Source organism: Nocardioides sp. Leaf307 (assembly GCF_001423135.1).
Lineage (GTDB): Bacteria > Actinomycetota > Actinomycetes > Propionibacteriales > Nocardioidaceae > Nocardioides > Nocardioides kribbensis.
On record NZ_LMNY01000001.1, the window covers coordinates 825,902 to 851,973 of the forward strand.

The 26,072-nt window shown below is 73.3% G+C and carries 32 protein-coding genes and 1 tRNA gene; 24 read left to right on the top strand and 9 right to left on the bottom strand.

Features of this window, described 5'->3' with window-relative positions; genetic code table 11:
• Positions 1-41: 41 nt before the first annotated feature.
• Positions 42-845, bottom strand: coding sequence for a basic amino acid ABC transporter substrate-binding protein (locus ASF50_RS03850; RefSeq protein WP_056863652.1), 804 nt, complete (start codon positions 843-845; stop codon positions 42-44).
• Positions 846-917: 72 nt separating this feature from the next.
• Between ASF50_RS03850 and ASF50_RS03855 the strand changes: the two genes are divergently transcribed.
• Both ASF50_RS03855 and ASF50_RS03860 read left to right on the top strand, forming a co-directional pair.
• Entirely contained in the window at positions 918-1,451 is a 534-nt protein-coding gene (locus ASF50_RS03855) for a DUF1697 domain-containing protein (RefSeq protein ID WP_414855731.1), read from the top strand.
• A gap of 129 nt (positions 1,452-1,580) precedes the next feature.
• Positions 1,581-3,440 carry a bifunctional metallophosphatase/5'-nucleotidase gene (locus ASF50_RS03860; RefSeq protein ID WP_056903549.1) on the top strand — a complete coding sequence of 620 codons (1,860 nt, stop codon included), beginning with the start codon at positions 1,581-1,583 and terminating at the stop codon, positions 3,438-3,440.
• A gap of 39 nt (positions 3,441-3,479) precedes the next feature.
• On the opposite strand, the gene ASF50_RS03865 is transcribed toward ASF50_RS03860, so the two are convergent.
• Genes ASF50_RS03865 through ASF50_RS03875 form a run of 3 tightly spaced genes read right to left on the bottom strand, consistent with a single transcriptional unit; the run spans position 3,480 to position 6,129 of the window.
• Positions 3,480-4,268 (bottom strand): enoyl-CoA hydratase-related protein, encoded by a 789-nt coding sequence (locus ASF50_RS03865; RefSeq protein ID WP_235557544.1) that lies wholly within the window; start codon positions 4,266-4,268, stop codon positions 3,480-3,482.
• The gene (locus ASF50_RS03870) at positions 4,261-4,815 is read right to left on the bottom strand and encodes an isochorismatase family protein (protein WP_056903551.1); all 555 of its coding nucleotides are present in this window, start codon (positions 4,813-4,815) and stop codon (positions 4,261-4,263) included. The genes ASF50_RS03865 and ASF50_RS03870 overlap by 8 nt, the downstream gene beginning before the upstream one ends.
• A gap of 9 nt (positions 4,816-4,824) precedes the next feature.
• Positions 4,825-6,129: a nicotinate phosphoribosyltransferase gene (locus ASF50_RS03875; protein WP_268778346.1), complete on the bottom strand. Its 1,305-nt coding sequence runs from the start codon at positions 6,127-6,129 to the stop codon at positions 4,825-4,827.
• Between the two features lie 34 nt (positions 6,130-6,163).
• On the opposite strand from ASF50_RS03875, the gene clpS reads away from it, so the two are divergent.
• The 9 genes from clpS to ASF50_RS03920 are packed head-to-tail and all read left to right on the top strand — an operon-like array spanning position 6,164 to position 12,291.
• Positions 6,164-6,460 carry an ATP-dependent Clp protease adapter ClpS gene (clpS, locus tag ASF50_RS03880; RefSeq protein WP_082502739.1) on the top strand — a complete coding sequence of 99 codons (297 nt, stop codon included), beginning with the start codon at positions 6,164-6,166 and terminating at the stop codon, positions 6,458-6,460.
• On the top strand, positions 6,457-7,041 hold the full coding sequence (locus ASF50_RS03885; RefSeq protein ID WP_056863657.1) for a DUF2017 domain-containing protein: 585 nt from the start codon (positions 6,457-6,459) through the stop codon (positions 7,039-7,041). The genes clpS and ASF50_RS03885 overlap by 4 nt, the downstream gene beginning before the upstream one ends.
• Positions 7,042-7,048: 7 nt before the next feature.
• Positions 7,049-8,317 (top strand): hypothetical protein, encoded by a 1,269-nt coding sequence (locus ASF50_RS03890; protein ID WP_056903552.1) that lies wholly within the window; start codon positions 7,049-7,051, stop codon positions 8,315-8,317.
• A 22-nt stretch (positions 8,318-8,339) separates the two neighbouring features.
• Positions 8,340-8,789 carry a Mov34/MPN/PAD-1 family protein gene (locus tag ASF50_RS03895; RefSeq protein WP_056903553.1) on the top strand — a complete coding sequence of 150 codons (450 nt, stop codon included), beginning with the start codon at positions 8,340-8,342 and terminating at the stop codon, positions 8,787-8,789.
• Between the two features lie 44 nt (positions 8,790-8,833).
• The gene (locus tag ASF50_RS03900) at positions 8,834-9,106 is read left to right on the top strand and encodes a MoaD/ThiS family protein (protein WP_056863660.1); all 273 of its coding nucleotides are present in this window, start codon (positions 8,834-8,836) and stop codon (positions 9,104-9,106) included.
• A gap of 19 nt (positions 9,107-9,125) precedes the next feature.
• Positions 9,126-9,680 (top strand): NYN domain-containing protein, encoded by a 555-nt coding sequence (locus ASF50_RS03905; RefSeq protein WP_056863661.1) that lies wholly within the window; start codon positions 9,126-9,128, stop codon positions 9,678-9,680.
• Between the two features lie 22 nt (positions 9,681-9,702).
• On the top strand, positions 9,703-10,650 hold the full coding sequence (locus ASF50_RS03910; protein ID WP_056863662.1) for a PLP-dependent cysteine synthase family protein: 948 nt from the start codon (positions 9,703-9,705) through the stop codon (positions 10,648-10,650).
• 49 nt (positions 10,651-10,699) lie between these two features.
• Complete coding sequence (murI, locus tag ASF50_RS03915) at positions 10,700-11,518, top strand: glutamate racemase (RefSeq protein WP_156697833.1); 819 nt, start codon at positions 10,700-10,702, stop codon at positions 11,516-11,518.
• Positions 11,519-11,523: 5 nt separating this feature from the next.
• On the top strand, positions 11,524-12,291 hold the full coding sequence (locus ASF50_RS03920; protein WP_056864536.1) for an MBL fold metallo-hydrolase: 768 nt from the start codon (positions 11,524-11,526) through the stop codon (positions 12,289-12,291).
• Between the two features lie 18 nt (positions 12,292-12,309).
• Here the strand turns inward: ASF50_RS03920 and ASF50_RS03925 are convergent, their stop codons facing one another.
• Both ASF50_RS03925 and ASF50_RS03930 read right to left on the bottom strand, forming a co-directional pair.
• Positions 12,310-12,987 carry a response regulator gene (locus ASF50_RS03925; RefSeq protein ID WP_056903554.1) on the bottom strand — a complete coding sequence of 226 codons (678 nt, stop codon included), beginning with the start codon at positions 12,985-12,987 and terminating at the stop codon, positions 12,310-12,312.
• Positions 12,975-14,147, bottom strand: coding sequence for a sensor histidine kinase (locus ASF50_RS03930; RefSeq protein ID WP_056903555.1), 1,173 nt, complete (start codon positions 14,145-14,147; stop codon positions 12,975-12,977). Before ASF50_RS03930 ends, ASF50_RS03925 begins: the two co-directional genes overlap by 13 nt.
• A gap of 127 nt (positions 14,148-14,274) precedes the next feature.
• On the opposite strand from ASF50_RS03930, the gene ASF50_RS03935 reads away from it, so the two are divergent.
• Genes ASF50_RS03935 through ASF50_RS03955 form a run of 5 tightly spaced genes read left to right on the top strand, consistent with a single transcriptional unit; the run spans position 14,275 to position 17,949 of the window.
• Positions 14,275-15,201, top strand: a complete 927-nt coding sequence (locus tag ASF50_RS03935; RefSeq protein WP_056863666.1) for an ABC transporter ATP-binding protein — start codon at positions 14,275-14,277, stop codon at positions 15,199-15,201.
• Positions 15,198-15,998, top strand: a complete 801-nt coding sequence (locus tag ASF50_RS03940; protein WP_056903556.1) for an ABC transporter permease — start codon at positions 15,198-15,200, stop codon at positions 15,996-15,998. The genes ASF50_RS03935 and ASF50_RS03940 overlap by 4 nt, the downstream gene beginning before the upstream one ends.
• A gap of 21 nt (positions 15,999-16,019) precedes the next feature.
• Positions 16,020-16,742: a ribonuclease PH gene (gene rph / locus ASF50_RS03945; RefSeq protein WP_056863668.1), complete on the top strand. Its 723-nt coding sequence runs from the start codon at positions 16,020-16,022 to the stop codon at positions 16,740-16,742.
• Positions 16,739-17,377, top strand: coding sequence for a non-canonical purine NTP pyrophosphatase (locus tag ASF50_RS03950; RefSeq protein ID WP_056903557.1), 639 nt, complete (start codon positions 16,739-16,741; stop codon positions 17,375-17,377). The genes rph and ASF50_RS03950 overlap by 4 nt, the downstream gene beginning before the upstream one ends.
• Positions 17,374-17,949: a 1-acyl-sn-glycerol-3-phosphate acyltransferase gene (locus ASF50_RS03955; protein WP_056863670.1), complete on the top strand. Its 576-nt coding sequence runs from the start codon at positions 17,374-17,376 to the stop codon at positions 17,947-17,949. Before ASF50_RS03950 ends, ASF50_RS03955 begins: the two co-directional genes overlap by 4 nt.
• Positions 17,950-17,972: 23 nt before the next feature.
• Here ASF50_RS03955 and ASF50_RS03960 read toward each other — a convergent pair.
• Together ASF50_RS03960 and bcp are read right to left on the bottom strand one after the other, a co-directional pair.
• Positions 17,973-18,045: transfer RNA gene (locus tag ASF50_RS03960), tRNA-Leu, on the bottom strand.
• 31 nt (positions 18,046-18,076) lie between these two features.
• Positions 18,077-18,565 (bottom strand): thioredoxin-dependent thiol peroxidase, encoded by a 489-nt coding sequence (gene bcp / locus ASF50_RS03965; RefSeq protein WP_056863671.1) that lies wholly within the window; start codon positions 18,563-18,565, stop codon positions 18,077-18,079.
• A gap of 151 nt (positions 18,566-18,716) precedes the next feature.
• Between bcp and ASF50_RS03970 the strand changes: the two genes are divergently transcribed.
• The 6 genes from ASF50_RS03970 to ASF50_RS03995 are packed head-to-tail and all read left to right on the top strand — an operon-like array spanning position 18,717 to position 21,866.
• Positions 18,717-19,415: an energy-coupling factor ABC transporter permease gene (locus ASF50_RS03970; RefSeq protein WP_056863672.1), complete on the top strand. Its 699-nt coding sequence runs from the start codon at positions 18,717-18,719 to the stop codon at positions 19,413-19,415.
• Positions 19,412-19,792 (top strand): PDGLE domain-containing protein, encoded by a 381-nt coding sequence (locus ASF50_RS03975; RefSeq protein WP_235557545.1) that lies wholly within the window; start codon positions 19,412-19,414, stop codon positions 19,790-19,792. The genes ASF50_RS03970 and ASF50_RS03975 overlap by 4 nt, the downstream gene beginning before the upstream one ends.
• A 1-nt stretch (position 19,793) precedes the next feature.
• Positions 19,794-20,462, top strand: coding sequence for a cobalt ECF transporter T component CbiQ (cbiQ, locus tag ASF50_RS03980; protein WP_056863673.1), 669 nt, complete (start codon positions 19,794-19,796; stop codon positions 20,460-20,462).
• 28 nt (positions 20,463-20,490) lie between these two features.
• Positions 20,491-21,249: an energy-coupling factor ABC transporter ATP-binding protein gene (locus ASF50_RS03985; protein ID WP_056863674.1), complete on the top strand. Its 759-nt coding sequence runs from the start codon at positions 20,491-20,493 to the stop codon at positions 21,247-21,249.
• A gap of 9 nt (positions 21,250-21,258) precedes the next feature.
• Complete coding sequence (locus ASF50_RS03990) at positions 21,259-21,516, top strand: DUF3618 domain-containing protein (RefSeq protein ID WP_056863675.1); 258 nt, start codon at positions 21,259-21,261, stop codon at positions 21,514-21,516.
• Between the two features lie 50 nt (positions 21,517-21,566).
• The gene (locus tag ASF50_RS03995) at positions 21,567-21,866 is read left to right on the top strand and encodes a GroES family chaperonin (protein ID WP_056864537.1); all 300 of its coding nucleotides are present in this window, start codon (positions 21,567-21,569) and stop codon (positions 21,864-21,866) included.
• Here ASF50_RS03995 and ASF50_RS04000 read toward each other — a convergent pair.
• A complete protein-coding gene (locus ASF50_RS04000) occupies positions 21,863-23,311 on the bottom strand; it encodes an MFS transporter (protein ID WP_056903558.1) in 1,449 nt (482 codons plus the stop codon). The two genes, ASF50_RS03995 and ASF50_RS04000, sit on opposite strands and share 4 nt — an antisense overlap.
• A gap of 192 nt (positions 23,312-23,503) precedes the next feature.
• On the opposite strand from ASF50_RS04000, the gene ASF50_RS04005 reads away from it, so the two are divergent.
• Positions 23,504-23,764: a GlsB/YeaQ/YmgE family stress response membrane protein gene (locus tag ASF50_RS04005; RefSeq protein ID WP_056904218.1), complete on the top strand. Its 261-nt coding sequence runs from the start codon at positions 23,504-23,506 to the stop codon at positions 23,762-23,764.
• A 476-nt stretch (positions 23,765-24,240) separates the two neighbouring features.
• Entirely contained in the window at positions 24,241-26,052 is a 1,812-nt protein-coding gene (locus tag ASF50_RS04010; protein WP_200920078.1) for an amino acid transporter, read from the top strand.
• Positions 26,053-26,072 lie beyond the last annotated feature (20 nt).

Genomic DNA, 26,072 nt, shown 5'->3' on the forward strand with positions numbered 1-26,072 from the left:
CGGTCAGGCTCCTGGGGTCGGTGGTGCGGGTGCGGGCCACATCAGCTCTGCGGAGCCTGACCGAACCACTTCTCGTAGATCTCGTCGTAGGAGCCGTCCTCGCGGGAGTCGGCGATGACGGTGTTGATGGTCTCCAGCAGCTCGTCGTTGCCGCCCTTCTGGACCGCGAAGCCGTAGGCCTCGCCGGTGTCGAACTCGGCGGTGACGAAGGAGCCCTCGTTGTTCTTGGCGTAGTCGAGCAGCGGGCCGTTGTCCTGGATCACGGCGTCGACCTGGCCGGTCTTGAGCGCCGTGGTCTGCAGGCCGAGGTCCTCGAAGGACTTGATCTCGACGCCCTCGGGGGCGTTGTCCTCGGCGTAGAGCTCGCCGGTCGTGCCGCTCATGACCGCCAGGGTCATGCCGTCGAGGGCCTCGAGGGAGTCGATCGACTCGTCGGTGGTGAGGAGGGCCTGGGTGGCGTCGAAGTAGGGGTCGGAGAAGTCGATGGCCTCCTCGCGCTCCGGGGTGATCGTCATGCCGGCGGCGGCGACGTCGCACGTCCCGGAGTTGAGGGCCTGGCCCGACTGGATGCCCTCGAAGCCGGTGACCTCGACGCTCATCTCCAGGTCGTTGGCCTCGGCGACCTTCGTCATCATGTCCATGTCGAAGCCGACGACCTCGCCGCCCTGCTTGAACTCGAAGGGCTCGTAGGGCAGCGACGTGCAGACCGTCAGCTCGCCCTCGGAGACGACGTTGGCGCCGCTCTCGGTGGTGGTGGTCTCGGTCGCGCAGGCCGTGGCGGTGAGGCCGAGGGCGCCGGCGAGGGCCAGGGTGGACAGGACGCGCTTGCTGGATCGCGGGGTCATGGGCCGACACGTTAACGATCCAAGGTCACAGGGAGGCAACGGGACCACGGCGAGAGGGCCAGGATGGGACCCGTGACCACCTGGATCGCCTTCCTGCGCGCCATCAACCTCGGCGCCCGGCGCAGGTTCCCGAAGGACGACGTGCTCGCCGCCGTGGCCGCCGCCGGCGGGCGCGACGTGGTCAGCCACCTCGGCACCGGCAACGTGCGGCTGAGCCTCGAGGCCGCCTCGCGCCACGAGGTCGAGACGGCGCTCGAGGAGGCCTTCCTGGCCGACCGGGGCTTCGAGGTGCCCACGGTCGTCCTCTCGGTCGAGGAGCTGCGCGCCGTGGTCGCCGACGCCGACCGGATCGGCGCCGGGCACGCGGGGGTCCACACGGTGTCGCTGCTCAAGGCCGATCCCGACCCCGAGGCCGTGCGCCGCGTGGAGGCGTCGGGGCGCGCGGGGGAGTCCGCCCACGTGACCGGCCGGGCGGTGCACCTGCTGCTGCCCGTGGACGTGCACACCGCACGGCTGGGCAACGACGTCGTCGAGCGCCACCTCGGTGTCGCCACCAACCGCAACGTGCGCGTGCTGCGCACGGTGCGCGAGCGGTGGTGCGGCTGAGGCGGGGACGGCCGGGTGTCGGTCGGGTGACGACTCGGTCGCAGGGCTCGACCGGTGTCGGTGCGCTCGGGTAGAACCGTCCCGCGCGGTCATCCCGCCGCGCGCCCACGTCTCGGGAGGACCCCCTCGATGTCGCACGCCCTGCCCGCCTCGCGCCGCACCGTCCTGACCGGTGCCGCCGCCCTCGCCGCCGCCGGCTACGTCGCCACCCCGGCCGATGCCGCCCCCGGCCTCGCCGCCAAGCCGCGCGGCGACGACCACGTCCGTCTCACCGTGCTCGGCACGACCGACCTGCACGGCAACGTCCTCAACTGGGACTACTTCAAGGACGCGGAGTTCACCAACGCCGCGGGCGACGACATCGGGCTGGCCAAGGCCCGCACCCTCATCGAGGCGGTGCGCGAGAAGCGGCGCGGCCAGGGTCCCGTGCTCACCCTCGACGCCGGCGACACCCTGCAGGGCACGCCGCTGGCCTACTACTTCGCGCGCATCGAGAAGATCTCGAGCGACGTGGTCCACCCGATGGCCGCGGCGATGAACCTCGTCGGCTACGACGCCGCCGCCCTGGGCAACCACGAGTTCAACTACGGCATCGACACGCTGCGCACCTTCGAGAGCCAGCTCGACTTCCCGCTGCTGGGGGCCAACGTCGTCGACCCGGCCACCCAGCGCCCGGTCTTCGCGCCCTACGTCATCAAGACCGTCGCCACCGGCACCGGTCGCCGCCTCCGCGTCGGCATCCTCGGCCTCACCAACCCCGGCGTCGCGATCTGGGACAAGGCCAACGTGGAGGGGCGCATGGAGTTCCCCGGCCTGGTCGAGCAGGCCAGGAAGTTCGTGCCCGAGATGCGGCGCAAGGGCTGCGACGTCGTGATCGTCTCGGCCCACTCCGGCGCCGACACGTCCTCCTCCTACGGCGACGCGCTGCCCTACCCGGAGAACGCCTCCTCGCTGCTGGCCCAGCAGGTGCCCGGCATCGACGCGATCCTCGTCGGCCACGCCCACAAGGAGATCGCCCAGCGCTACGTCGAGAACGAGCGCACCGGCCAGCAGGTGCTGCTGTGCGAGCCGCTCTACTGGGGCATGCGGGTCGCGGTGATGGACCTCGAGCTGCGGCTGGTGCGCGACCGCGACGGTCGCGCCAAGCGGTGGAAGCTGCTCGGGGCCCGGTCGCAGACACTGAACTCCAACACCGTCGACGCCGACGAGGAGGTCGTGGCGGCCGTGGCCGAGGCCCACCAGACCGTGCGCGACTACGTCAACTCCGTCATCGGCACCTCGGTGGAGCGGCTGCCCGCGGCGCGCGGCGTCGTCGAGGACGTGCCGATCATCGACTTCGTCCAGTACGTCCAGGCCGACGCGGTCAAGCGGGGGCTCACCGGCGCCGACGCGGCGCTGCCGGTGCTCTCGATCGCCGCGCCCTTCAGCCGCTCGGCGGTCTTCCCGGCCGGCGAGATCACCGTGCGCGACGTCGCCGGGCTCTACGTCTTCGACAACACGCTGCTCGGGGTGCGGATCACCGGGGCCCAGCTGCGCGAGTACCTCGAGTTCTCCGCCCGCTACTTCAAGCAGCTGACCCCCGGCGACACCACCGCGAGCATCGCCGAGCTGACCAACGCCGTCACCGCGACGGCGCCGGGCGGCACCCCCGACTACAACGTCGACTCCGTGTTCGGCCTCGACCAGCCGCTGACCTACGACATCGACGTCGCCGCGGCGCCGGGCTCGCGCATCCGCGACCTCGCCCACGGCGGGGTCCCCGTCGCCGACGCCCAGGAGTTCGTGCTCGCGGTCAACAACTACCGCCAGTCCGGGGGCGGCGGCTTCCCCGCCGTCTCCACCGCGCCCGTCGTCGTCAACGGCCAGCAGGAGATCCGCCAGCTGCTCATCGACTGGGTGATCGCCAACGAGACGATCGACCCCGCCCTCTTCGCCTCCGTCGACTGGCGCCTGGTCTCCGGCGACCAGCCGGTGACCATCACCGACTGAGCCGGGCCACCCCGCAGCTCGCGCGCCCCGCCTCCCGCGTCACTCGCCGCGGAAGGCGGGGCGACGCTTCTCGGTGAAGGCGCGCATGCCCTCGGCGGCGTCGGCGGTGCGCATCAGGGTCGACTGGCCCAGGCGCTCGCGCTCGAGGGCGGCGTCGAGCTCGGTGAGGGTGGCGGCGTTGACCGCCTTCTTGGTCGCGGCCATCGCCAGCGGCGGGCCGGCGGCCAGTCGTGCGGCGAGGGCGTCGACGAGAGCGGGGAACTCCTCGGCCGGGGCGAGGTGGCTGACCAGCCCGGCGTCGGAGGCCTCCTGGGCGCTGAGGGGGTCGGCGAGCAGGGCCATCCGCATGGCCCGGGCCCGTCCGACGGAGGCGGCGACGGAGGCCGAGGTGCCGCCGTCGGGCATGAAGCCGATGCGGGCGAAGGCCAGCAGGAAGGAGGCCTGCGAGGAGGCGACGACCAGGTCGGCGGCCAGGGCGAGGGAGCAGCCGACGCCGGCGGCCACGCCGTTGACCGCGGCGAGCACCGGCTTGTCGAGGCCGACGACGGCGCGCACGAGACGGTTGGCGCGATCCATGGAGGTGATGTCGAAGCCCGCGATCGGGTCCTCGCCGGCGAGCTCGGCGCCGGTGGAGAACGCCGCCCCCGCGCCCGTGACGACCACGACGCGCACGTCGTCGCGGGCCGTGGCCCCCTCGATCTCGGCGGTGAGCGCCTCGACCAGGGCGGGGGAGAGGGCGTTGTAGACGCGGGGCCGGTTCATGGTCAGCCGCAGCACCCCGTCGGCGAGGTCGACGAGCAGGTCCTGCTCGGAGGTCTGGTCAGGCAACCTCGACACCGGCCTCGCGCAGGGCCGCGAGCGCGGCCTCGGTGGTGGCGGGGGCGACCCCGACGACCAGGTCGGTGAGCACGCGGGTGGCGAAGCCCTCGGCCACCGCGTCGAGGGCGGTGGCGCGCACGCAGTGGTCGGTGGCGATCCCGCACAGGTCGACGCGGTCCACCCCGCGCTCGCGCAGCCAGTCGGCCAGCGAGGTGCCGGTCGCGGAGCGGCCCTCGAAGCCGGAGTAGGCCGCGACGTGCTCGCCCTTGCGGAAGAGCTCCTCGAGCGGGGCCGGGTCGAGGTCGGGGTGGAGCTCGACACCGGCCGTGCCGACCTCGCAGTGCACCGGCCAGGAGTCGACGTAGTCGGGGTCGCTGGACCAGTGGGCGCCGGGGTCGACGTGGTGGTCCTGCGTGGCCACGACGTGGTCGTAGCCGTGGTCGCCGCGCAGCAGCGCGGTCACGTCGGCCGCGACCCGCGCGCCGCCGGCCACGGCCAGCGAGCCGCCCTCGCAGAAGTCGTTCTGGACGTCGACGACGATCAGTGCACGCGTCATGGTGCGAGCCTAGGCGCTGGCGGCGGTGTCCTGGACCAGGGTCGGGATCACGGCCTCGCCGCGGGTCATCGACTGCGCGGCCTCCGGCAGCTCGGCCCGCGAGCGCTCGTGCCGCTGGCGGGCGGCCTCGAGCGGCTCGCGGCCCACCACCTCGCCGTCGCGCACCAGCGGCACGAGCAGCGCGCGGTCGTCGCCGTCGTCGATGGGCGGCGCGCCGATGCCGACGATCTCGGCCTCGGCCACGCCGCCCGGCGTACGACGACGCAGCGCCCACTTGCGACCGCCCATCGAGGCCTTGTCGGGGGAGCGCTTGGCCACCGGCTCCAGCTCGCCCGACGCGCCCTCGCGCGCCACCAGCTTGTAGACGAAGCCGCAGGTGGGGTGACCGCTGCCGGTGACCAGCTGCGTGCCGACGCCGTAGCCGTCGACGGGGGCGGAGGCCAGCGAGGCGATGGCGTACTCGTCGAGGTCGGAGGTCACCACGATGCGGGTGTCGTGGGCGCCGAGGTCGTCGAGCTGCGCGCGCACCCGGTGGGCCAGCACGCCCAGGTCGCCGGAGTCGAGGCGCACCGCGCCGAGCCCCGGGCCGGCGACCTCGACCCCGAGGCGCACGGCCTCGGCCACGTCGTAGGTGTCGACGAGCAGGGTGGTGCCGACGCCGAGGGAGTCGACCTGGGCGCGGAAGGCGTCGCGCTCGGAGTCGTGCAGCAGCGTGAAGCTGTGGGCGCTGGTGCCGGTGGAGGGCACGCCGTAGCGCTGGCGGGCGGCGAGGTTGGAGGTGGCGGCGAAGCCGGCGACGTGGGCGGCTCGGGCCGCGGCGACCGCTGCCTCCTCGTGGGTGCGGCGCGAGCCCATCTCGATGCAGGGCCGGCCCCGGGCGGCCAGCGTCATCCGCGAGGCGGCGGAGGCGATCGCGGAGTCGTGGTTGTAGATCGACAGCAGCAGCGTCTCGAGCAGCACCGCCTCGGCGAAGGAGGCCTCCACCACCATCAGGGGGGAGTGGGGGAGGTAGACCTCGCCCTCGGGGTAGCCCCAGGCGTCGCCGGTGAAGCGGTAGCCGGCCAGCCAGGCCCGCGTCGGCTCGTCGACGACGCCGTCGAGGGCGCCCAGCACGTCGTCGTCGAAGCGGAAGTCCTCGAGCGCGTCGAGGGCCCGCCCGACGCCGGCGACGACGCCGTAGCGCCGGCCCTCGGGGAGGCGTCGTGGGAAGAGCTCGAAGACCGCCCGCCGGTGCGCCGTGCCCGAGGCGAGGGCCGCCTGGAGCATGGTCAGCTCGTAGTGGTCGGTCATCAGCGCCGTCGAGGAGCGGGTCACGGGGGCCAGCGTAGGCGTGTGCGAGCATGGAGACGTGTCCGCGCCCAGCCCTGTCGAGGTCGAGCCGACCCTCACCCCCGACGAGATGGTCCTCCCCGCGACCCCGTGGGTGACGATCGTGTGGAACGACCCGGTCAACCTCATGTCCTACGTCTCCTACGTGTTCCAGAAGCACTTCGGCTACTCGAGGAAGAAGGCCGAGAAGCTGATGATGGAGGTGCACGAGGACGGCAAGTCGGCGGTCTCCTCGGGCAGCCGCGAGGAGATGGAGCGCGACGTGCAGGCCATGCACGAGTACGGCCTGTGGGCCACGATGGAGAAGCAGGAATGAGCGGCTTCGCCCGCCACCGCCGCAGCCGCCGCGTCATCGCCACCTTCACCGGCTTCGAGGCCGACCTGCTGCGCTCCCTGGCCTCCCAGCTCGTGGAGCTGCTGCGCAACGAGGCCGCGGTGCCCCGCGAGGACCAGGACCCCTTCGAGGCGATGATGGACTTCTCCGGCCCGGAGACCGAGCCCGAGGACCCGGTGCTGGCGCGGCTCTTCCCCACCGCCTACCGCGAGGACCCCGAGGCGGCCGCGGAGTTCCGCCGGTTCACCGAGGGCGGCCTGCGCGACGGCAAGGCGGCCGCCGCGGTCGCGATCATCGACGGTCTCGAGGAGGCCGGGCTGCCGCCCGAGCTCAGCGAGGACGGCCTGATGATCGACGTCGAGCTCGACGAGCCGACCGCCGAGACCTGGATGCGCTCCTTCACCGACCTGCGCCTGGCCCTGGCCACCCGGCTGGGGATCGAGGACGACGACGAGGACTACTGGGCCTCGCTGCCCGACGACGACCCGCGCTCGCAGGCCCACGACATCTACGACTGGGTCGGCTACCTGCAGGAGACCCTCGTCGGGGCGCTGTCGCGGTGACCCGACGGTGAGGTCCCGCACGCGGCCCGGGTCGGGCGTCGCCGCCGGGCTGGTCGTGCTGGCCGTGCTGGCCGTGCTGGCCACCGGGTGCTCCGGGGGCGAGGAGGTCGCGTCGACCGCGCAGCCCACGTCGCCCGCCGTCGCCGAGGCCGTCGCCGCGCCCACCGTGGTCGTCGGCGAGCCGCAGTGGACCACCCTCGACTCCAGCCTGGGGGCGGCCGTGCCGGCCGGGGTGGGGGAGCGCTCGATCCTGGTGCGCGGCGACGCCGCCGACGGGTCGGGCCCCGCGCTGCAGGTCGTGGACCGAGCCACCGGGGAGACCCGCTGGGAGCGCACCGGCGCGCAGCCGCTGGTGGTGGGCGACGGGGCCGGCCGCGTCACCCTCGACCTCGACCTCTCCGACGCCCGCCTCGGCCGCGACGCCGGCCTCCCCGTGATCGTGCCGTACGCCGAGGGGCGCCGACGCGGTCTCGTGGCGCTGTCGCAGGGCGACGGGTCCTACCGGTGGCGCTGGTCGCCGCCGACCGGGCTGGCGGCGCGCACCGCCGGCGTCGGGTCGGACGTCGTCGTGGTGCGGGTGGCGCCGCCCGGGCGCGTCGACGACCCGACCGGCCGCCCCGACGACGTGAGCACCCTCGGCCTCGACCTGAGCACCGGCGAGGTGCGCTGGCGGGTCGACGGCGTGGCCGGCGCCGCGGCCACCGGCGGCGTGGTCGTGGCCTCGGTGCCCTCGACCGCGTCCGGCGCCCAGACGGTCGTGCTGCTCGACGACGCGACGGGGGAGGAGACCTGGCGCTCCCCGCAGCCGGGCTACTTCGCCGGCGGCACCGACGACGTCTACGCCCTCACCGTGCCCGGCCAGGCCGGCGCCGTGCTCGTCGACGCCGCGACCGAGCGCGTGGAGCAGCTCCAGACCGGCGTCGCCGCGGGCTCCGGGGTCGGCGGCGACGCGCTGCTGGCCTGGGTGGAGGCCGACCACGAGAGCGGGGCGGTCGAGCTGGCCACGCTGGCCTCCGGCGAGGACCGGCCGGTGACCGCGCCCCTGCCCGCGACGGTGCTGACCGACGCCTCGCCGCGGGTGCTGGGCACCACCCGCGGCCACGTGGCCGTGCAGGGCGCCGACGGCGTCTGGCTGCTCGACCGGGCCGGACGCATCGCCGGCGAGCAGGTGCCGGGCCGCCTCGACCGGGTCCTGGCCGACGGGCTGGTGCTGGTGACCGGCACCGTCGACGGTGCCCCGGCGTACGAGGTGCTGGGCCTGGAGGCCGGGCCCTGACCCGGGGCCCTAGGCTGGGCGCGTGCTGACCATCGACCGGGCGACCTACGACGCCATCGTGGCCCACGCCAAGCGCGACCACCCCGACGAGGCCTGCGGCGTCGTCGCCGGCCCCGAGGGCAGCGACCGCCCCGAGCGGCTGGTCGAGATGGTCAACGCCGCGGGGAGCCCGACGTTCTACGAGTTCGACTCCACCGACCTCTTCCAGCTCTACAAGGAGATGGACGCGCGCGACGAGGAGCCGGTGGTCGTCTACCACTCCCACACCGCCACCGAGGCCTACCCCAGCCGCACCGACGTGGGCCTGGCCAGCGAGCCGAACGCCCACTACGTGCTGGTCAGCACCCGGGACTGCTTCACCGACGACGGGAATAACGACGGTCCCGTGGAGTTCAGGTCCTACAGGATCGTCGACGGCGAGGTGACCGAGGAAGAGGTCGCGGTCGTCGACGCCCTGCCCCGCACCACCTAGCCCGACCCGCTGCACCGCACCCCACCACCGAGGAGTCACCACCCATGGCCATCGAGGTCCGCATCCCGACCATCCTGCGCACCTACACCGGCGGCGAGAAGGCCGTCCACGGTGAGGGAGCCAGCCTGACCGCGCTGATCGACGACCTCGAGGCCCACCACCCCGGCATCAAGGACCGCCTCATCGACGACGGCGACCTGCGCCGCTTCGTCAACGTCTACATCAACGACGAGGACGTCCGCTTCATCGGCGGCCTCGAGGCGCCCCTCAGCGACGGCGACCAGGTCGTCGTGCTGCCGGCCGTCGCCGGCGGCTGACGCGCGGAGCGTGGAGCCGATGACCGAGCGTCGCACCTACGTCCTCGTCGACGGCGAGAACATCGACGCCACGCTCGGCAACTCCCTGCTGGGGCGTCGGCCCACGCCCGAGGAGCGGCCGCGCTGGGAGCGCGTGACCGCCTTCGCCGAGGAGCAGTGGGGCCAGCCGGTCACCGGCCTGTTCTTCCTCAACGCCAGCAACGGCCACCTGCCGGCCAGCTTCGTGCAGGCCCTGCTGGCCCTCGACTACCGCCCGGTGCCGCTGGCCGGCCGCGCCGACGAGAAGGTCGTCGACATCGGCATCCAGCGCACGCTGGACGCGCTGCTCTCGCGCGACGCCGACGTGATGCTGGTCAGCCACGACAGCGACTTCGCGCCCCACGTCCAGCGGCTGCTCACCGGCCACCGCCGCGTCGGGCTCATGGCGCTGCGGGAGTACACCTCCACCCACCTCAGCGCCCTCGACGTCGAGCTCTACGACCTCGAGGACGACGTGGCCGCCTTCAACGTCCCCCTGCCCCGGGTCCGCATCATCGACCTGGACGCCTTCGACCCCGAGACCTTCCTGCGGTAGCCGCCGCGGGCCTGGAGCCACCATGCGCTACGACAACCTGCTCGCCTCCGTCGGCGGCACCCCGCTGGTCGGGCTGCCGCGGCTCTCGCCGAGCGCCGACGTCCGGCTGTGGGCCAAGCTCGAGGACCGCAACCCCACCGGCTCGGTCAAGGACCGCCCGGCGCTGAAGATGATCGAGGAGGCGGAGAAGGACGGCACGCTGCGCCCCGGCTGCACCATCCTCGAGCCGACCTCGGGCAACACCGGCATCTCGTTGGCCATGGCGGCCAAGCTCAAGGGCTACCGCATCGTGTGCGTGATGCCGGAGAACACCTCCGAGGAGCGCCGCCAGCTGCTGCGCATGTGGGGCGCGGAGATCATCTCCTCCCCGGCCGCCGGCGGCTCCAACGAGGCCGTGCGGGTGGCCAAGCGCGTCGCCGAGGAGCACCCCGACTGGGTGATGCTCTACCAGTACGGCAACGCCGCCAACGCCCTCGCCCACGAGGAGGGCACCGGCCCCGAGCTGCTGGCCGACCTGCCCTCGATCACCCACTTCGTGGCCGGGCTGGGCACCACCGGCACGCTCATGGGCACGAGCCGCTTCTTCCGCCGCGCCAAGCCCGACGTGCGCATCGTCGCCGCGGAGCCCCGCTACGGCGAGCTGGTCTACGGCCTGCGCAACCTCGACGAGGGCTTCGTGCCCGAGCTCTACGACGCCGACCTCATCGACTCCCGCTTCTCGGTGGGCCCGCGCGACGCCGTGCGCCGGGTGCGCGAGCTGCTCGAGCTCGAGGGCATCTTCGCCGGCATCTCCACCGGCGCGATCCTCCACGCCGCGCTGGGTCAGGCCGCCAAGGCGGTCAAGGCCGGCGAGAGCGCCGACATCGCCTTCATCGTCTGCGACGGCGGCTGGAAGTACCTCTCCACCGGCGCCTACGAGGGCACGATCGACGAGGCCGAGGACAAGCTCGAGGGCCAGCTCTGGGCCTAGGGCGAGCCGGGTCGTGCGATGCGTGCGCGCAGGACATAACCTTCACGACGTGCCGCCCCTCGCCCCCGACCCGGACGCCCCCGTCGGGATCTTCGACTCCGGGTTCGGCGGGCTGACCGTAGCCCGCTCGGTCATCGACCAGCTGCCCCACGAGTCGGTGCTCTACGTCGGCGACACCGCACGCCAGCCCTACGGCCCCAAGCCCATCGGCGAGGTGCGCGAGTACGCCCTGGAGTGCCTCGACCACCTCGTGGCCCAGGGCGTCAAGGCGCTCGTCATCGCCTGCAACTCCGCCAGCGCCGCGATGCTGCGCGACGCGCGCGAGCGCTACGACGTGCCGGTGGTCGAGGTCATCCTGCCCGCCACCCGCCGCGCCGTCGCCGCCAGCCGCACCGGCCGCATCGGGGTGATCTGCACCCGCGCGACCGCGGAGTCCCAGGCCTACGACGACGCCTTCGCCGCCGCGCCCCACGTCGAGCTCACCACCCGGGCCTGCCCGCGCTTCGTCGACTTCGTCGAGGCCGGGGTCACCGGGGGCGAGGAGCTGCTGGCGGTGGCCCACGAGTACCTCGACCCGCTCACCTCCGCCGGCGTCGACACCCTCATCCTCGGCTGCACCCACTACCCCCTGCTCACCGGCGTCATCTCCTACGTCATGGGCGACCAGGTCACCCTCGTCAGCAGCGCCGAGGAGTGCGGCAAGGACGTCTACAAGATGCTGCTGCGCACCGGCCTGGCCCGCGCCGGCGGGGAGCCCTCCCACCGATTCCTCACCACCGGCTCGCCCACGGAGTTCGAGACGATCGGGCGGCGCTTCCTGGGCCCGGAGATGCACGCCGCCAGCCAGTTCGCCGGAGGGCTGGCGTGAGCGCGATGCGGCTTACCGTCGTGGGGTGCTCGGGCTCCTACCCCGGCCCCGACTCGCCGGCCAGCTGCTACCTGCTCGAGGCCGAGCACGACGACGGCACCGGCGCGCGCACCTGGCGCGTGCTGCTCGACCTCGGCAGCGGTGCGCTCGGGGCCCTGCACCGCTACGCCGACCCGCTCGCCGTCGACGCGGTGCTGCTCAGCCACCTGCACGCCGACCACTGCCTGGACCTGTCGGGCTACTACGTGATGCGCAAGTACCACCCCACCGGCCCCCAGCCGCGGATCCCCGTGTGGGGTCCCTCCGACACCGCCGACCGGATGGCCCGGGCCTACGACCTGCCCGTCGACCCCGGCATGCACGAGGAGTTCGACTTCCGCACCTGGGAGCCGGTCGTGCAGGTGGGCCCCTTCACGGTGCGCGCGGTGCCGGTGGACCACCCGGTCGAGGCCTTCGGCCTGCGGGTCAGCGTGCCCGGCGCCACCCTGGCCTACAGCGGCGACACCGGCCCCTGCGCGGGGCTCGACGAGATCAGCGTCGACGCCGACCTGCTGCTGGCCGAGGCGTCCTTCCGCTCCTGCGACGACAACCCCGCCTCGCTGCACCTCACCGGCACCGACTGCGGCGAGGTGGCCACGCGCAGCCGCGCCCGCCGCCTCGTGCTCACCCACGTGCCGCCGTGGTTCGACCCCGCCGACATGCTCGCCGAGGCCGTCGCGGTCTACGAGGGGCCCGTGGAGCTGGCGGCCGCGGGCACGACGTACGAGATCTGAGGCGGGACCGCGCCGGTCCTAGAGCAGGCCGGCGTCGTGCACGCAGATGGCGATCTGCACCCGGTTGGTGGCGCCGAGCTTGTCGAAGAGCCGCGAGACGTGGGCCTTGACCGTCGGCACCGACAGGTGGAGGGCCGCCGCGATCTCGGCGTTGCTGTGACCCCGGCCCACGCACAGCGCCACCTCGAGCTCGCGCTCGGTGAGGGCGCCGAGGCGGCGCGAGGCCGCGGCCGCCCGGTCGTCGGGCGCCTGCTCGCGCAGCCGGTCGATGAGCGTGCGGGTCACCGACGGGGACAGCATCGGGTCGCCGGCCGCGACGCGGCGCACGGCGGCGACGATCTGCGCCGGCGGGGTGTCCTTGAGCAGGAAGCCGTCGGCGCCGGCGCCCAGCGCCCCCACGACGTGCTCGTCGGCGTCGAAGGTGGTGAGCACGATGACCCGCGGCGGGTGGGGGGCGCGGTGCAGCGCGCGCGTGGCGTCGAGGCCGTTGAGGCGCGGCATGCGGATGTCCATGAGCACGACGTCGGGGGAGAGGTCGGCCACGCGGGCCAGCGCCTCGCGGCCGTCGACGGCCTCGCCGACGACCTCGAGGTCGTCCTGGCCGCCCAGCATCAGCACCAGCGCCGAGCGCACCAGGGGGTCGTCGTCGACCACCAGCACCCGCACCACGGCGGCGTCGCGGGTCAGGCCGCCCACGGCAGCCACCCCCGCAGCACGAAGGCGTCGGCGTCGCGGCGGTGCTCCAGGCGCCCACCGCGCAGCGCGGCCCGCTCCGAGAGCCCGACCAGGCCCAGGCCCGCCCCGGGCGGCGCGGCCGCGGCGGCGAAGCCGAGGCGGTTGCGCAGCTCCACGGCGATCCCGTCGTCGGGCGAGCCGCTGAGGCTGATCAGCAGCGTCGCGCCGGGGGCGTGCTTGCGGGCGTTGGTGATGCCCTCCTGCACGATGCGGTAGAGCGCCCGGCCGAGCGCGTCGGGCACCCCGCCGGCCCCGTCGGCGGCGCGCACGTCGTCGGCGTACTCCACGCGCAGGCCGGCCGCCTCGGCGTCGGCCACCAGGGCGCGCAGGTCGGCGTAGGTGGGCTGGGGGGCGTCGAGGGCGTTGCCCTCGTCGTCGCGCAGCACGCCCAGCACGGTCCGCAGGTCGGTGAGGGCCTGGTGGGCCGTGGTCTGGATGACCTCGGCGCTGGCGCGCATGTCGGCGGCGGTGAGGTCGTCGCGGTAGGTCAGGGCGCCGGCGTGCAGCGAGATCTGGGAGATCCGGTGGGCCAGCACGTCGTGCATCTCGCGGGCGATACGCGAGCGCTCCTGGCCGCGGGCCTGGCCCACCCGCAGCTCCTGCTCGGCCTCGGCGCGCTCGGCGCGGTGGCGCAGGGTCCACAGCAGCTCGCGGCGCGAGCCGATGTACATGCCCCAGCCCATGCTGGCCGCGACGGCGATGACCGTGGCGGTCAGCGAGATCCAGAACGGGTCGTCGACCACCGAGGGCTCGAGCTCGGTGTAGAGCATCGAGGCCACCACGGCGACCAGCGAGGTCGCGACGATCGGCAGCAGCCGCCGACGGGTGGCCATCGAGACCGCGGCGAGGGTGGCCGGTCCGGCGGCCACGCCGGAGACCAGCGTCATCGCGTTGGTCGCCACCGCGACCGTCACCGGCCACCGCCGGCGCCCCAGGACCACGACGTAGGACGCCAGGCCGACGCCCAGGTCGAGCCAGAACAGCACCGGTATCACGTCGAGCTGCTCGGGGGCGAACTGGGGCCACACGACCGCGCTGATGACCGCGCACAGCAGCAGCCGCCACCCGTGGCGCCACCACGACAACGGCGGCTGGTAGTCCTCCGGGGTCGGTCGCTGCACGACCCCAGGCTAGGGCGTCCCGGCCCCGCCGGGCAGCGCCCCGGGTCGTGCCGACCCCCTACTTTGGTCACCCCGCCGCAGCCCGGGGTCCGGTGTGCGCCCGCGGGGGAGCGGGCAGGGTGGTCGCATGATCTCAGTCGAAGGACTCACCAGGACGTACGGCGCGTTCACCGCCGTCGACGACGTCAGCTTCACCTGCCAGCCCGGCCGGGTCACCGGCTTCCTCGGGCCCAACGGCGCGGGCAAGACCACCACCATGCGGGTCATGGTCGGCCTCACCCCGCCCACCCACGGGCGCGTCACCATCGGCGGCCACCTCTACCGCGACATCCCCAACCCCGGCCGCCACGTCGGGGTGCTGCTCGACGCCTCGGCCCAGCACGCGGGTCGCACCGGGCGCGAGATCCTCACCCTCGGCGCGCGCACCATGGGCCTGCCCGCCTCGCGCGTCGACGAGATGCTCGCCCTGGTCTCCCTCGACGAGAAGGAGGCCGGTCGCCGGCTGCGCAACTACTCCCTCGGCATGAAGCAGCGCCTCGGCATCGCCCACGCGCTGCTCGGCGACCCGTCGGTGCTGATCCTCGACGAGCCCGCCAACGGCCTCGACCCCGCCGGCATCCGCTGGATGCGCGGCCTGCTCAAGGGCTACGCCGAGCGCGGCGGCACCGTGCTGCTCTCCAGCCACCTGCTGCACGAGGTCGAGATCATCGCCGACGAGATGATCCTCATCGGGCGCGGCAGGATCGTGGCCCAGGGCGACAAGAAGACCCTGCTGGCCGGCGAGCACGCCTCCACCCTCGTCACCTCGCTCGACAACCGGGCCCTGGCCGACGCCCTCGTCGCCCGCCGGGTCGAGGTCACGCCCGCCGGCGACGGCCTGCGCGCGGAGTGCGAGGCCGTCGAGGTCGGCCGCGCCGCCCTCGAGGCCGGCGTCGTGCTCACCGACCTGCGCACCGGCTCCGCCGGCCTGGAGGACCTCTTCCTCCAGCTCACCTCCGACACCCAGCGTGACGCCGTCGCGCCCGCCCCCGCCACGGAAGGACACCTGGCATGAGCGCCACCTCCGCCCCGCTGCCCACTCTCGACGTCTCGCAGACCCCCGCGGTGCCCTTCGGGCGCCTGGTCTCGGTGGAGCTGCGCAAGAGCTTCGACACCCGCGCCGGTCGCGCCTACAGCCTCAGCGTCGTCGGGCTGTGCGTCGTGGTCATGCTGGTCATCGCCCTGCTCTTCGACGAGGGCTTCCAGGACTTCAGCGACTTCCTGCTCGCCATGGGCGGCACGCTGGGGTTCTTCCTGCCGATCATCCCGATCCTGCTGGTCACCGGTGAGTTCGGCCAACGCACCGGCCTGGTGACCTTCACCCTCGAGCCCCGACGGCCCCGGATCGTCGCGGCCAAGCTGAGCGCCGGCCTGATCATCTCCCTGGGCGTGCTGGTGCTCGCCGCCGTGATCGCCGCGGTCGGGGCGGTGCTGGCCTCGCTGCGCGGCTTCGAGGTGTCCTGGTCGCTGGAGTACAGCCAGGTGCAGAACTTCGTGCTCGCCAACCTCATCGGCGTGCTGATCGGCTTCGCGCTGGCGATGCTGCTGATGAACACCCCGGCGGCGATCGTCGGCTACTTCGTCTACTCCCTCATCATCCCCACGGTCGTGGGCATCATCGGCGCCTTCGTCGGCTGGTTCCAGGACCTCGCGCCCTGGATCGAGCTCAACACCGCCCAGACCCCGCTCTTCACCGGCGACTTCCGGCCCTCGGGCGAGGAGTGGGCGCAGCTGGCCACGGCGAGCATCATCTGGCTGGTCGTGCCGCTGACCTTCGGCATCCTGCGCCTGCTGCGCGCCGAGATGAAGTGAGGCGCCGTTAGGGTCGCGGTCATGACTGCACGCGAGGACGGCCGCGCCGACGACGAGCTCCGCCCGATCACGATCACCCGCCACTGGCTCGACCACGCCGCCGGGTCGGTGCTGGTGGAGTTCGGCCGCACGAAGGTGCTCTGCGCCGCGTCGGCCTCCGAGGGGGTGCCGCGCTGGCGCAAGGGCTCGGGCAAGGGCTGGGTCACCGCGGAGTACGCCATGCTCCCCGCGGCCACCAACACCCGCTCCGACCGCGAGTCGGTCAAGGGCCGCATCGGCGGGCGCACCCACGAGATCAGCCGGCTCATCGGCCGCTCGCTGCGCGCCGTCATCGACTACGACGCACTCGGCGAGAACACCATCCAGCTCGACTGCGACGTGCTGCAGGCCGACGGCGGCACCCGCACGGCCGCCATCACGGGTGCCTACGTCGCCCTGGTCGACGCGGTCGCCCACCTGCGCCAGACCGGGGCGCTCAAGGGCGCCCCGCTCACCGGCTCGGTCGCGGCGGTCAGCGTCGGGATCATCGACGGCGTGCCCCGCCTCGACCTGCCCTACGTCGAGGACGTGCGCGCCGAGACCGACATGAACGTCGTGATGACCGGCACGGGCAGCTTCGTGGAGGTGCAGGGCACCGCCGAGGGTGCGCCCTTCGACCGCCGCGAGCTCGACGCGCTGCTGGGCCTGGCCGAGAAGGGCTGCGCCGACCTGACCCGCCTGCAGCAGGAGGCGCTCGGCTCGTGAGCACCCGGATCTTCCTCGCCTCGCGCAACCGCAAGAAGATCGAGGAGATGGAGCGCATCCTGCGCGAGCACGTGCCCGGGGTGGAGGTGGTCGGGCTCGACGACCTGCCCGCCCTCGGGGTCGACTACGACGAGCCGGTCGAGGACCAGCCGACCTTCCAGGGCAACGCCCTGCTCAAGGCGCGCGCGGGCCTGGCCGCCACGGGCCTGCCGTCGGTCGCCGACGACTCCGGGCTCTGCGTCGACGCGCTCAACGGGATGCCGGGTGTGCTCAGCGCCCGCTGGTCGGGCCCGCGCGACGGGGCCGCCCGCGAGGAGGTCGACGCACGCAACAACGCGCTGCTGCTCGCCCAGCTCTGCGACGTGCCCGACGAGCGTCGCGCGGCCCGCTTCGCGTGCGCCGTCGCGCTGTGCCACCCCGGCGGCGAGGAGGTCGTGCTCGGCGAGATGACCGGGCGCGTGCTGCGCGAGGTCAGGGGCGAGGGCGGCTTCGGCTACGACGGTCTCTTCGAGGCCGACGACGAGCCGGGCCGCAGCACCGCCGAGCTGAGCCGCGAGGAGAAGGACGCCATCTCCCACCGCGGGCACGCGCTGCGCGCGCTCGGACCGGTGCTCGCCGCTACGGTCGTGCGATGAGCCGGCACTTCTTCGTCCGCAGGAACCTCGCCCGACTGCTCCTGCGCCTCGCGCGCTGGCGCACCGTCGGCACCGTGCCGACCAAGGGGGTGCTGGTCGGCGCCCCCCACACCTCCAACTGGGACTGGGTGCTGACCATGCTGCTGGCGTGGGACAGCGACGTGCAGATCCGGCTGCTGGTGAAGAAGGAGTTCTTCAAGGGCCCGCTGGCCCCGCTGCTGCGGGCGACCGGCGCGGTGGCCCTCGACCGGCGCGACCCCGGCGGCACCATCCGGGCCCTGGTCGCCGACGCCGCCGTCGACGAGACCTTCCTGCTGGGGATCGCCGCCGAGGGCACGCGCAGCCGCGGCGAGCTGTGGAAGTCGGGCTTCTACCGGATCTCCCAGCAGACCGGGCTGCCGATCACCCTGGCCTTCCTCGACGCCCCGAGCCGCACCGTCGGCTGGGGTCCGACCTTCCCCACGACCGGCGACGTGGTGGCCGACATGGACCGGGTGCGGGAGTTCTACGCCGACAAGCGCGGATTCCACCCCGACCAGTTCACCCCGCCCCGGCTGCGCGAGGAGGGCTGAGCCGCCCGGTCCCCGACCGGGAGTGCGCCCGGAGAGATTCGAACTCTCACTGGACAGGACCTAAACCTGTTGCCTCTGCCGTTGGGCTACGGGCGCCGGGCCCCAGTATCCCGTGCCCGACCCGGGCTCAGGCGTCGAGGCCCAGGTCGCGGCGCAGCTTGGCGACGTGGCCGGTGGCCTTGACGTTGTACTGCGCGAGCTCGATCGTGCCCTGCTCGTCGACGACGAACGTGGAGCGGATGACGCCCTGGACGACCTTGCCGTACATCTTCTTCTCCCCGAAGGTGCCCCACGCCGCCATGGCGCTCTTGTCGGGGTCGGAGAGCAGGGTGATGCCCAGGCCGTCGCGCTCGCGGAAGCTGGCCAGCTTGGCCGGCTTGTCGGGGGAGACGCCGAGCACCTCGTAGCCGGAGGCGCGCAGCGACTCCAGCGAGTCGGTGAAGTCGCAGGCCTGCTTGGTGCAGCCCGGGGTCATCGCCGCGGGGTAGAAGTACACGATGACCTTGCGCCCGCGCAGGTCGGCCAGCGAGACCGTGGCGCCGGTGTCGTCGCCCAGGGTCAGGTCGGGGGCCGGGTCGCCGGGGGAGAGGCGGGTGGGGGCTGCGGTCTCGCTCATCGGGCTGGTCCTGTCCGGTCGGGTAGTGTTGTCGCACACGGTGTGCAATAACGTCACGAGGGCAACGACCCATCCGTGGCGCTCGTCGGTGTCGAACCGTAGCCGACCACGCCCGGCCGCCCCTCGCCACGCCCGACCGCAGGAGACCCGCATGCACGTGCCCGACGGATTCCTCGACGCACCGACGTCGGTCGGCACCGGCGTGGTGGCCGCCGCCGCCGTCGGCCTGGCCCTGCGCGGTGCGCGCCGCGAGCTCGACGACCGCACGGCGCCGCTGGCCGGCCTCGTCGCGGCGTTCGTCTTCGCCACCCAGATGCTCAACTTCCCCGTCGCGGCGGGCACGACCGGCCACCTCATGGGCGGTGCGATCGCCGCGGTGCTCGTGGGGCCGTGGACCGGGGTGCTCTGCACCAGCGTGGTCTTCGTCGTGCAGGCCCTGCTCTTCGCCGACGGCGGCATCACGGCCCTGGGCACCAACATCGTGCTGATGGGCGTCGTGACCTGCGCCGTCGGCTGGGGCGTCTTCCGGCTGCTCCAGACGGTGCTGCCCAAGCGGGTGTCGATGGTGCCGCTGGCCGCCGGGATCGGGGCCTTCGTGTCGGTGCCGGTCGCGGCGCTGGTCTTCGTCGGCCTCTACGCCGTGGGCGGCGTCGCGCCGCTCCCGCTCGACAACCTCACCACCGCGATGCTGGGGGTGCACCTGCTCATCGGCGTCGGCGAGGGGGTCATCACCTTCCTCGCGGTCGGCTCGATCATCGCCGTGCGCCCCGACCTCGTCCACGGCGCACGCCGGGTCCTGGCCCAGCGCACCCTCGAGGTCCGCACCTCCCCGACGGCGAGCGCGGCGTGAGGCGCCCCGGCACCCGCCCCGGCACCCGCCCCGGCACCCGCATGGTGCTCCTCGGGGTGCTCGTCGTCTCGCTGCTGCTCGCGGGCGTCGTGAGCTTCTACGCCGCCAGCGCCCCCGACGGGCTGACCAAGGTCTCCCAGGACCAGGGCTTCGCCGACACCGAGACCGACCACGCGGCCGGCGACGGACCCTTCGCCGGCTACGGCAGCAGCTTCATCTCCGACGAGCGGCTCTCCGGAGGAGTGGCCGGCGTCGTGGGCGTGCTCGTGGTGCTCGTGCTGGCCGGGGGGCTGACCCTGCTGGTGCGCCGCAGGGGCGAGCCCGCCGACCAGCCGGTCGACCAGCCCGTCGACCAGCCCGTCGACCAGGACCACTGACGTGGGCGCCGGTCACGGCCACACGCTGCACTTCCACGGCCACTCCGCGGTCCACCGGGCCCCGGCCCACCTGAAGATCGTCGCGCTCGTGGCGTTCATGGTGGTCGTGGTGGCCACGCCGCGCGAGTGGTTCGCGGCCTACGCCGGCTTCCTGGTCGTGCTGCTCGGGGTCGTCGCGCTCTCGCGGGTGCCCCCGACGTACCTGCTCAAGCGCATGGTGGTCGAGGTGCCCTTCGTGCTCTTCGCGCTGCTGCTGCCCTTCGTGGCCCACGGCGAGCGGATCGAGGTGCTCGGGGTCTCGGTCAGCGGCCCGGGGCTGCTGGCCGCCTGGGCGCTGCTGGCCAAGGGCACCCTCGGGGTGCTGGCCAGCCTGACGCTGGCCGCCACCACCGAGCCGCAGGCCCTGCTGCGCGGCCTGGAGCGCCTGCGCCTGCCCAGCCTGCTGGTGCAGATCATGGGCTTCATGATCCGCTACCTGGAGGTCGTCACCACCGAGCTGCAGCGGATGAAGGTCGCCCGGGAGTCGCGGGGCTTCTCCGCGCGCAACCCGCGGCACTGGCCGGTGCTCGCGCGCTCCATGGGGTCGCTCTTCATCCGCTCCTACGAGCGCGGCGAGCGGGTGCACCTCGCGATGCTCTCGCGGGGCTACACCGGCACCATGCCGCGATGAGCGCGGGCGCCGGCGCGATGATGTGCCCATGACCACGCCCGTGCTCGACGTCCGCGGCCTCGCCTACGCCTACCCCGACGGCCACCAGGCCCTCTACGGCGTCGACCTGCACGTGCACCGCGGCGAGCGCGTCGCGCTGCTGGGCCCCAACGGCGCCGGCAAGACCACCCTCGTGCTCCACCTCAACGGCATCCACACCGCCGGGGCCGGCAGCGTGAGCGTCAGCGGGCTGCCGGTGACCAAGGAGAACCTCGCCGAGGTCAGGCGACGCGTGGGCATCGTGTTCCAGGACCCCGACGACCAGCTCTTCATGGGCTCGGTGCGTGCCGACGTCGGCTTCGGGCCCGCCAACCTCGGGGTCAGGGGCGCCGAGCTCGACCGTCGCGTCATGGCCGCGCTCGAGCAGGTCGGCATGGCCGACTACGCCGACCGGCCGCCGCACCACCTGTCCTTCGGCCAGCGTCGCCGCGTCGCGGTGGCGACCGTGCTGGTCATGGAGCCGGAGGTGCTCGTGCTCGACGAGCCCTCCTCCAACCTCGACCCCGCCTCGCGACGCGAGCTCGCCGACATCCTGCGCTCGCTCGACGTCACCGTGCTCATGGTGACCCACGACCTGCCCTACGCCCTGGAGCTCTGCCCGCGCTCGGTGGTGCTGCACGACGGCACGGTCGTGGCCGACGGCGCGACCTACGACGTGCTGACCGACGACGACCTGATGCGCCGCCACCGCCTCGAGCTGCCCTTCGGCTTCGACCCGCGCAGCCTCGGCCGCGGCGCGGGTTGGTAGCGTGAGCGCGTGACCAACGAGCCCAAGCAGCCCAGCGCCCTCGAGCGTGAGATCGAGGAGACCCGCGAGCGTCTGGCCGGCACCATCGACCAGCTGCTGCACCGGGCCAGCCCCAAGACCATCGCGGGGCGCCAGGCCTACTCGCTGAAGGCCCACTACGTCGACGTCGACTCCGGTGAGCCGCGCACCGACAACATCCTCAAGACCGTCGGTGTGGTCGTCGGCGTCGTGGTGACGCTCGTCGTCGTGCGCCGCGTCGTGCGCTGACGCCGCCCCCCGGACAGGCCGAGCCCGTGTCGGACAAGCTGCCGATCAAGATGCTGCACGACCGCGTGCTCGTCGAGATCGACGCCGAGGCCGGCGAGCGCCGCTCGTCGGGAGGCATCGTGATCCCGGCTACCGCGGCCATGGGCGCGCGCCGGCTCTCGTGGGCCCGCGTCGTGGCCACCGGGCCCAGCGCCCGGTCGGTCGAGACCGGCGACCGCGTGCTCTTCGACGCCGACGACAAGTCCGAGGTCGAGGTGCACGGCGAGCTCTACGTCGTCATGCGCGAGCGCGACGTGCACGCCGTGGCCGCCGAGCGGCTCGGCGACGAGGCCACCGGGCTCTACCTCTAGCCGTTGACCGGCTGCGGCGAGGGGGCCTCCGGCTCGAGCTCGACCGCGTCGTCGGTCTGCTCGGTCGCGGGGTCGTGGATGTCGGGGATCCGCATCGCGGCGGCCGCGGCCACCAGCATGCCGACGGCCAGGATCGCGAAGCCGATCGTGTAGCCGCTCTCCTCGGGGAAGCCGGCCGGGTTCATCCGGGCGGTCACGATGCCGGCCATGACGGCCGAGCCGATGGAGCCGCCGATGGTGCGGATGTTGGCGTTCATGCCGCTGGCCACGCCGGTCTGCTCGCGCGGCACGCTGGCGATGACCACGCCGGCCAGGCTGGAGAAGACCAGGCCAGAGCCGAGGCCCTGGGCCGTGGTGGCGGCGTAGAGCTGGGCGGTGGTGTCGTGGAAGAGCGCCATCGAGGCGAAGGCCGCACCGCTGATCAGGGTGCCGGTGACGATGACCAGGCGGGCGCCGAAGCGGCCGATGAGGCGGGCGGTGAGGAAGCCGACCACGAAGCTGGCCACGGCGCTGGGCAGCAGCAGGTGGCCCGACTCGGTGATGGTGGCGTCGAAGCCGTAGCCGGCCGCCGACGGGGTCTGGAGGAACTGCGGCAGGAAGCCGAAGGAGGCGAACATGCCGAAGCCGACGAAGGCCCCGACGACGTTGGTCGTCCAGACACCGCGCAGGCGCATCATCTGCATGTCGATGAGCGGCACCGGCACCCGCGTCTCGACGCGCACCCACAGGGCGGCGAGCACGGCGGCGGCCGCGAGCAGGCCCAGCACCTCGACCGAGGCCCAGCCCCACTTGTTGCCCTGGCTCACGGCCAGCAGCAGGGCGACCAGCCAGCCGGCGAGCAGCACGGCGGGCAGGGCGGGCAGGCGCCCGGGGGTGCGCACGGGCGACTCGGGCACCAGCACGAGCGCGGCGAGCGCGGCGACGGCGGTGGCGATCATCGGCAGCCAGAACAGCCAGTGGTAGCCCAGCGAGTCGACGATCGGGCCGGCCACCACGATGCCGGCGCCGAAGCCGACCGCGGTGAGCGAGGCGATCACGCTGAGCGCGCCGGTGACCCGGCCGGTGAACTCGTCGCGGATGATGCCGAACGACAGCGGCAGCACGCCGCCGCCGAGGCCCTGCACCACGCGGGCCACGATCAGCCAGCCGATGCTCGGCGCCAGCGCGGCCATGAGCGAGCCCACGGCCAGGGCGCTCAGGGTGACCACGAGCATCTTCTTCTTGCCCACCGCGTCGCCGATCCGGCCCAGCAGCGGGGTCGCGATCGACGCCGAGAGCAGGTAGGCGGTCAGCACCCACGTCACGGTGGTCTGGTCGGTGTCGTACTCGAGCTGGATCTGCGCCAGCACCGGCACGATGAGCGACTGCAGCAGCGCGAAGGACGAGACCGCGACGGTGAGGACGGCGAAGGTGAGGCTCTGGTTGCCACGGATCGCTGGTGACACGGGGAGGGGCTCCTGGGTGGGGCTCGTGGGGCGGGCCGCGCGGTTGGTTGCGCGGGTCAACCGTGACTCAACCACGACCCGGGGTGCGGCATTCCCACCGGCGCCCGCCCGGGCGCAGGAGCACGCCTGTGCCCCGAGGTGTCACCTCCACGGGTGATGGGTCGGCCCGCCCGCGCGCGTAGCGTCGGCTCCATGATCGGATTCCTTGTGGCAGGCCTCATCATCGGTGCGCTCGCGCGCCTCATCAAGCCCGGCAAGCAGAACCTGGGGCTGCTCGCGACCCTCGGTCTCGGCCTCGTCGGCTCCCTCATCGGAGGGCTCATCGCGCAGCTCTTCGGCACCGGCGGCATCTTCGAGCTGAACGTCATCGGCTTCGTGCTCGCCGTCATCGCCGCCGTGCTCCTCATCGGCGTCGCCGAGAGCGTCGCGGGCAAGAACAAGACCCGCGTCTGACGCTCTCCCATCGCACGACCTCCCGCCCCGCCGCGCACCCGCGCGGCGGGGCGGTCTGCATGGGGGCCTGACGCAGCCCTGACGCAGCCCTGACGCAGCCCTGACGCAGCCCTGACGCAGCCCTGACGCAGCCCTGACGCAGCCCTGACGCAGCCCTGACGCAGTCCGGACGTAGTCCAAACGAACGGGCGCGATGGAGGTGGGGAACCTTGACGGTTCCTTGACGCCCCGCAGGCCCGGATCGGCGTGTGCGGAGCCGGTCTCCTCGGCAGGCTGGGGGGATGTCCGTCGACGTGCACCGACCAGCGACACCCCCCGGCCCCACGTCCGGCCCCACGTCCGGCACCGCGGGCGGTGAGGACGCGCGGGGCGGCCTGCGGGGGTGGCTGCTGTCGGACCTCTCCGACCGCCGCGTCCACCAGGCCCCGCACGGCCTGCCGCCGCAGGAGGAGCACACCGCGTCGTGGTGGCGCGTCATGTGCCTGACCGGTGTCGACTACTTCTCCACCCTCGGCTACCAGCCCGGGATCGCCGCCCTGGCCGCGGGTGCGGTCTCCCCGCTGGCCACGATCGTGCTGGTGGCGCTCACCCTGCTCGGCGCGCTCCCGGTCTACCGCCGCGTCGCGGAGGAGTCGCCGCGCGGTGAGGGGTCGATCGCCATGCTCGAGCGGCTGTTGTCCTACTGGAAGGGCAAGCTGTTCGTGCTCGCCCTGCTGGGCTTCGCGGCCACCGACTTCCTCATCACGATGACCCTCTCGGCGGCCGATGCGACCGCCCACATCGTGGAGAACCCCCACGTGCCCTCGGCCTGGCACGGCCACGAGGTGCTCATCACGCTGGTGCTGCTGGGGGCGCTGGGTGCTGTCTTCCTGCGCGGCTTCTCCGAGGCCATCGGGGTGGCGGTGGTGCTGGTCGCCGGCTACCTCGCCCTCAACGCCGTGGTGATCGGAGTGGGGCTGTGGCAGGTGGCGACCACCCCGTCGGTCGTGGCCGACTGGTCGGAGGCGCTGACCGAGCAGCACGGCAACCCGGTGATGGTGGTGGCCGTCGCCCTCGTCGTCTTCCCCAAGCTCGCCCTGGGCATGAGCGGCTTCGAGACCGGGGTCGCGGTCATGCCCCAGGTCAAGGGTGATCCCGGGGACACACCCGAGCACCCCGCCGGGCGGATCCGCGGCACGAAGCGGCTGCTGACCACCGCTGCGCTCACCATGAGCGTCTTCCTGGTCACGAGCAGCATCGTCACCACCATGCTGATCCCGGCGGCGGAGTTCCAGGAGGGGGGAGAGGCCAACGGACGCGCACTGGCCTACCTGGCCCACGAGAACCTCGGCAGCGTCTTCGGCACGGTGTACGACGCCTCGACGATCGCCATCCTCTGGTTCGCCGGCGCCTCGGCGCTCGCCGGCCTGCTCAACCTCATCCCGCGCTACCTGCCGCGCTACGGCATGGCGCCCGACTGGGCCCGGGCGGTGCGGCCGCTGGTGCTCGTGCTGATCGCGGTGGCGTTCTTCGTCACGTGGGTCTTCGACGCCGACGTCGACGCCCAGGGCGGGGCCTACGCCACCGGCGTGCTCGTGCTGATGACCTCCGCGGCGGTGGCCGTGACCCTCGCCGCCCGTCGCGACCGCCAGCGCAAGCGCACCCTCGCCTTCGGCGCGATCGCCCTGGTGTTCGTCTACACCACCGTGGTCAACGTGGTGGAGCGTCCCGACGGCGTGCGCATCGGCGGGGCGTTCATCGCGGCCATCGTCGTGGTGTCCTTCCTCTCGCGCGTGCGTCGGGCCTTCGAGCTCCGTGTGACGTCGGTGGAGCTCGACGAGACCGCGGAGCGCTTCCTGCGGGACTGCGCGCGTCGACGCATCCGGCTGATCGCCAACGAGCCGGACTCGGGGGACCGGGGGGAGTACGACGACAAGGCCCGGCAGATGGCGGCCGACAACGACATCGCCGACGAGGGCGACGTCATCTTCGTGGAGGTGACCGTGACCGATCCCTCCGACTTCGAGGCCGTGGTGCGCGTGCGGGGCAGCGTGCGCCACGGGTCGCGACGCGTGCTGACCCTCGAGTCGTCCACGGTCCCCAACGCTCTCGCCGCCCTGCTGCTGCACGCACGTGACACGACGGGCGTGACGCCCCACATCTTCTTCGAGTGGACCGAGGGCAACCCGGTGCTGCAGTTCCTGCGGTTCCTCGTCTTCGGGGTCGGCGAGGTGGCGCCCGTGACGCGCGAGGTGCTGCGGCGCGCCGAGCCCGACCGGGCCCGCCGCCCCCACGTGCACGTGGGGTGAGCGGCCCCCGACGCACTCCC

What these genes read in the sequence shown, in the direction of transcription:
- ASF50_RS04010 (WP_200920078.1), top strand. Translation starts at nt 24,241, where the DNA reads ATGTGCCTGACCGGTGTCGACTACTTCTCCACCCTCGGCTACCAGCCC.
- bcp (WP_056863671.1), bottom strand. Translation starts at nt 18,565, where the DNA reads ATGAGCGAGACCGCAGCCCCCACCCGCCTCTCCCCCGGCGACCCGGCC.
- ASF50_RS03940 (WP_056903556.1), top strand. Translation starts at nt 15,198, where the DNA reads ATGAGCGCCACCTCCGCCCCGCTGCCCACTCTCGACGTCTCGCAGACC.
- rph (WP_056863668.1), top strand. Translation starts at nt 16,020, where the DNA reads ATGACTGCACGCGAGGACGGCCGCGCCGACGACGAGCTCCGCCCGATC.
- ASF50_RS03955 (WP_056863670.1), top strand. Translation starts at nt 17,374, where the DNA reads ATGAGCCGGCACTTCTTCGTCCGCAGGAACCTCGCCCGACTGCTCCTG.
- ASF50_RS03900 (WP_056863660.1), top strand. Translation starts at nt 8,834, where the DNA reads ATGGCCATCGAGGTCCGCATCCCGACCATCCTGCGCACCTACACCGGC.
- ASF50_RS03910 (WP_056863662.1), top strand. Translation starts at nt 9,703, where the DNA reads ATGCGCTACGACAACCTGCTCGCCTCCGTCGGCGGCACCCCGCTGGTC.
- ASF50_RS03970 (WP_056863672.1), top strand. Translation starts at nt 18,717, where the DNA reads ATGCACGTGCCCGACGGATTCCTCGACGCACCGACGTCGGTCGGCACC.
- ASF50_RS03905 (WP_056863661.1), top strand. Translation starts at nt 9,126, where the DNA reads ATGACCGAGCGTCGCACCTACGTCCTCGTCGACGGCGAGAACATCGAC.
- ASF50_RS03995 (WP_056864537.1), top strand. Translation starts at nt 21,567, where the DNA reads ATGCTGCACGACCGCGTGCTCGTCGAGATCGACGCCGAGGCCGGCGAG.
- ASF50_RS03860 (WP_056903549.1), top strand. Translation starts at nt 1,581, where the DNA reads ATGTCGCACGCCCTGCCCGCCTCGCGCCGCACCGTCCTGACCGGTGCC.
- ASF50_RS04005 (WP_056904218.1), top strand. Translation starts at nt 23,504, where the DNA reads ATGATCGGATTCCTTGTGGCAGGCCTCATCATCGGTGCGCTCGCGCGC.
- ASF50_RS03935 (WP_056863666.1), top strand. Translation starts at nt 14,275, where the DNA reads ATGATCTCAGTCGAAGGACTCACCAGGACGTACGGCGCGTTCACCGCC.
- ASF50_RS03985 (WP_056863674.1), top strand. Translation starts at nt 20,491, where the DNA reads ATGACCACGCCCGTGCTCGACGTCCGCGGCCTCGCCTACGCCTACCCC.
- ASF50_RS03885 (WP_056863657.1), top strand. Translation starts at nt 6,457, where the DNA reads ATGAGCGGCTTCGCCCGCCACCGCCGCAGCCGCCGCGTCATCGCCACC.
- ASF50_RS03920 (WP_056864536.1), top strand. Translation starts at nt 11,524, where the DNA reads ATGCGGCTTACCGTCGTGGGGTGCTCGGGCTCCTACCCCGGCCCCGAC.
- ASF50_RS03870 (WP_056903551.1), bottom strand. Translation starts at nt 4,815, where the DNA reads ATGACGCGTGCACTGATCGTCGTCGACGTCCAGAACGACTTCTGCGAG.
- ASF50_RS03850 (WP_056863652.1), bottom strand. Translation starts at nt 845, where the DNA reads ATGACCCCGCGATCCAGCAAGCGCGTCCTGTCCACCCTGGCCCTCGCC.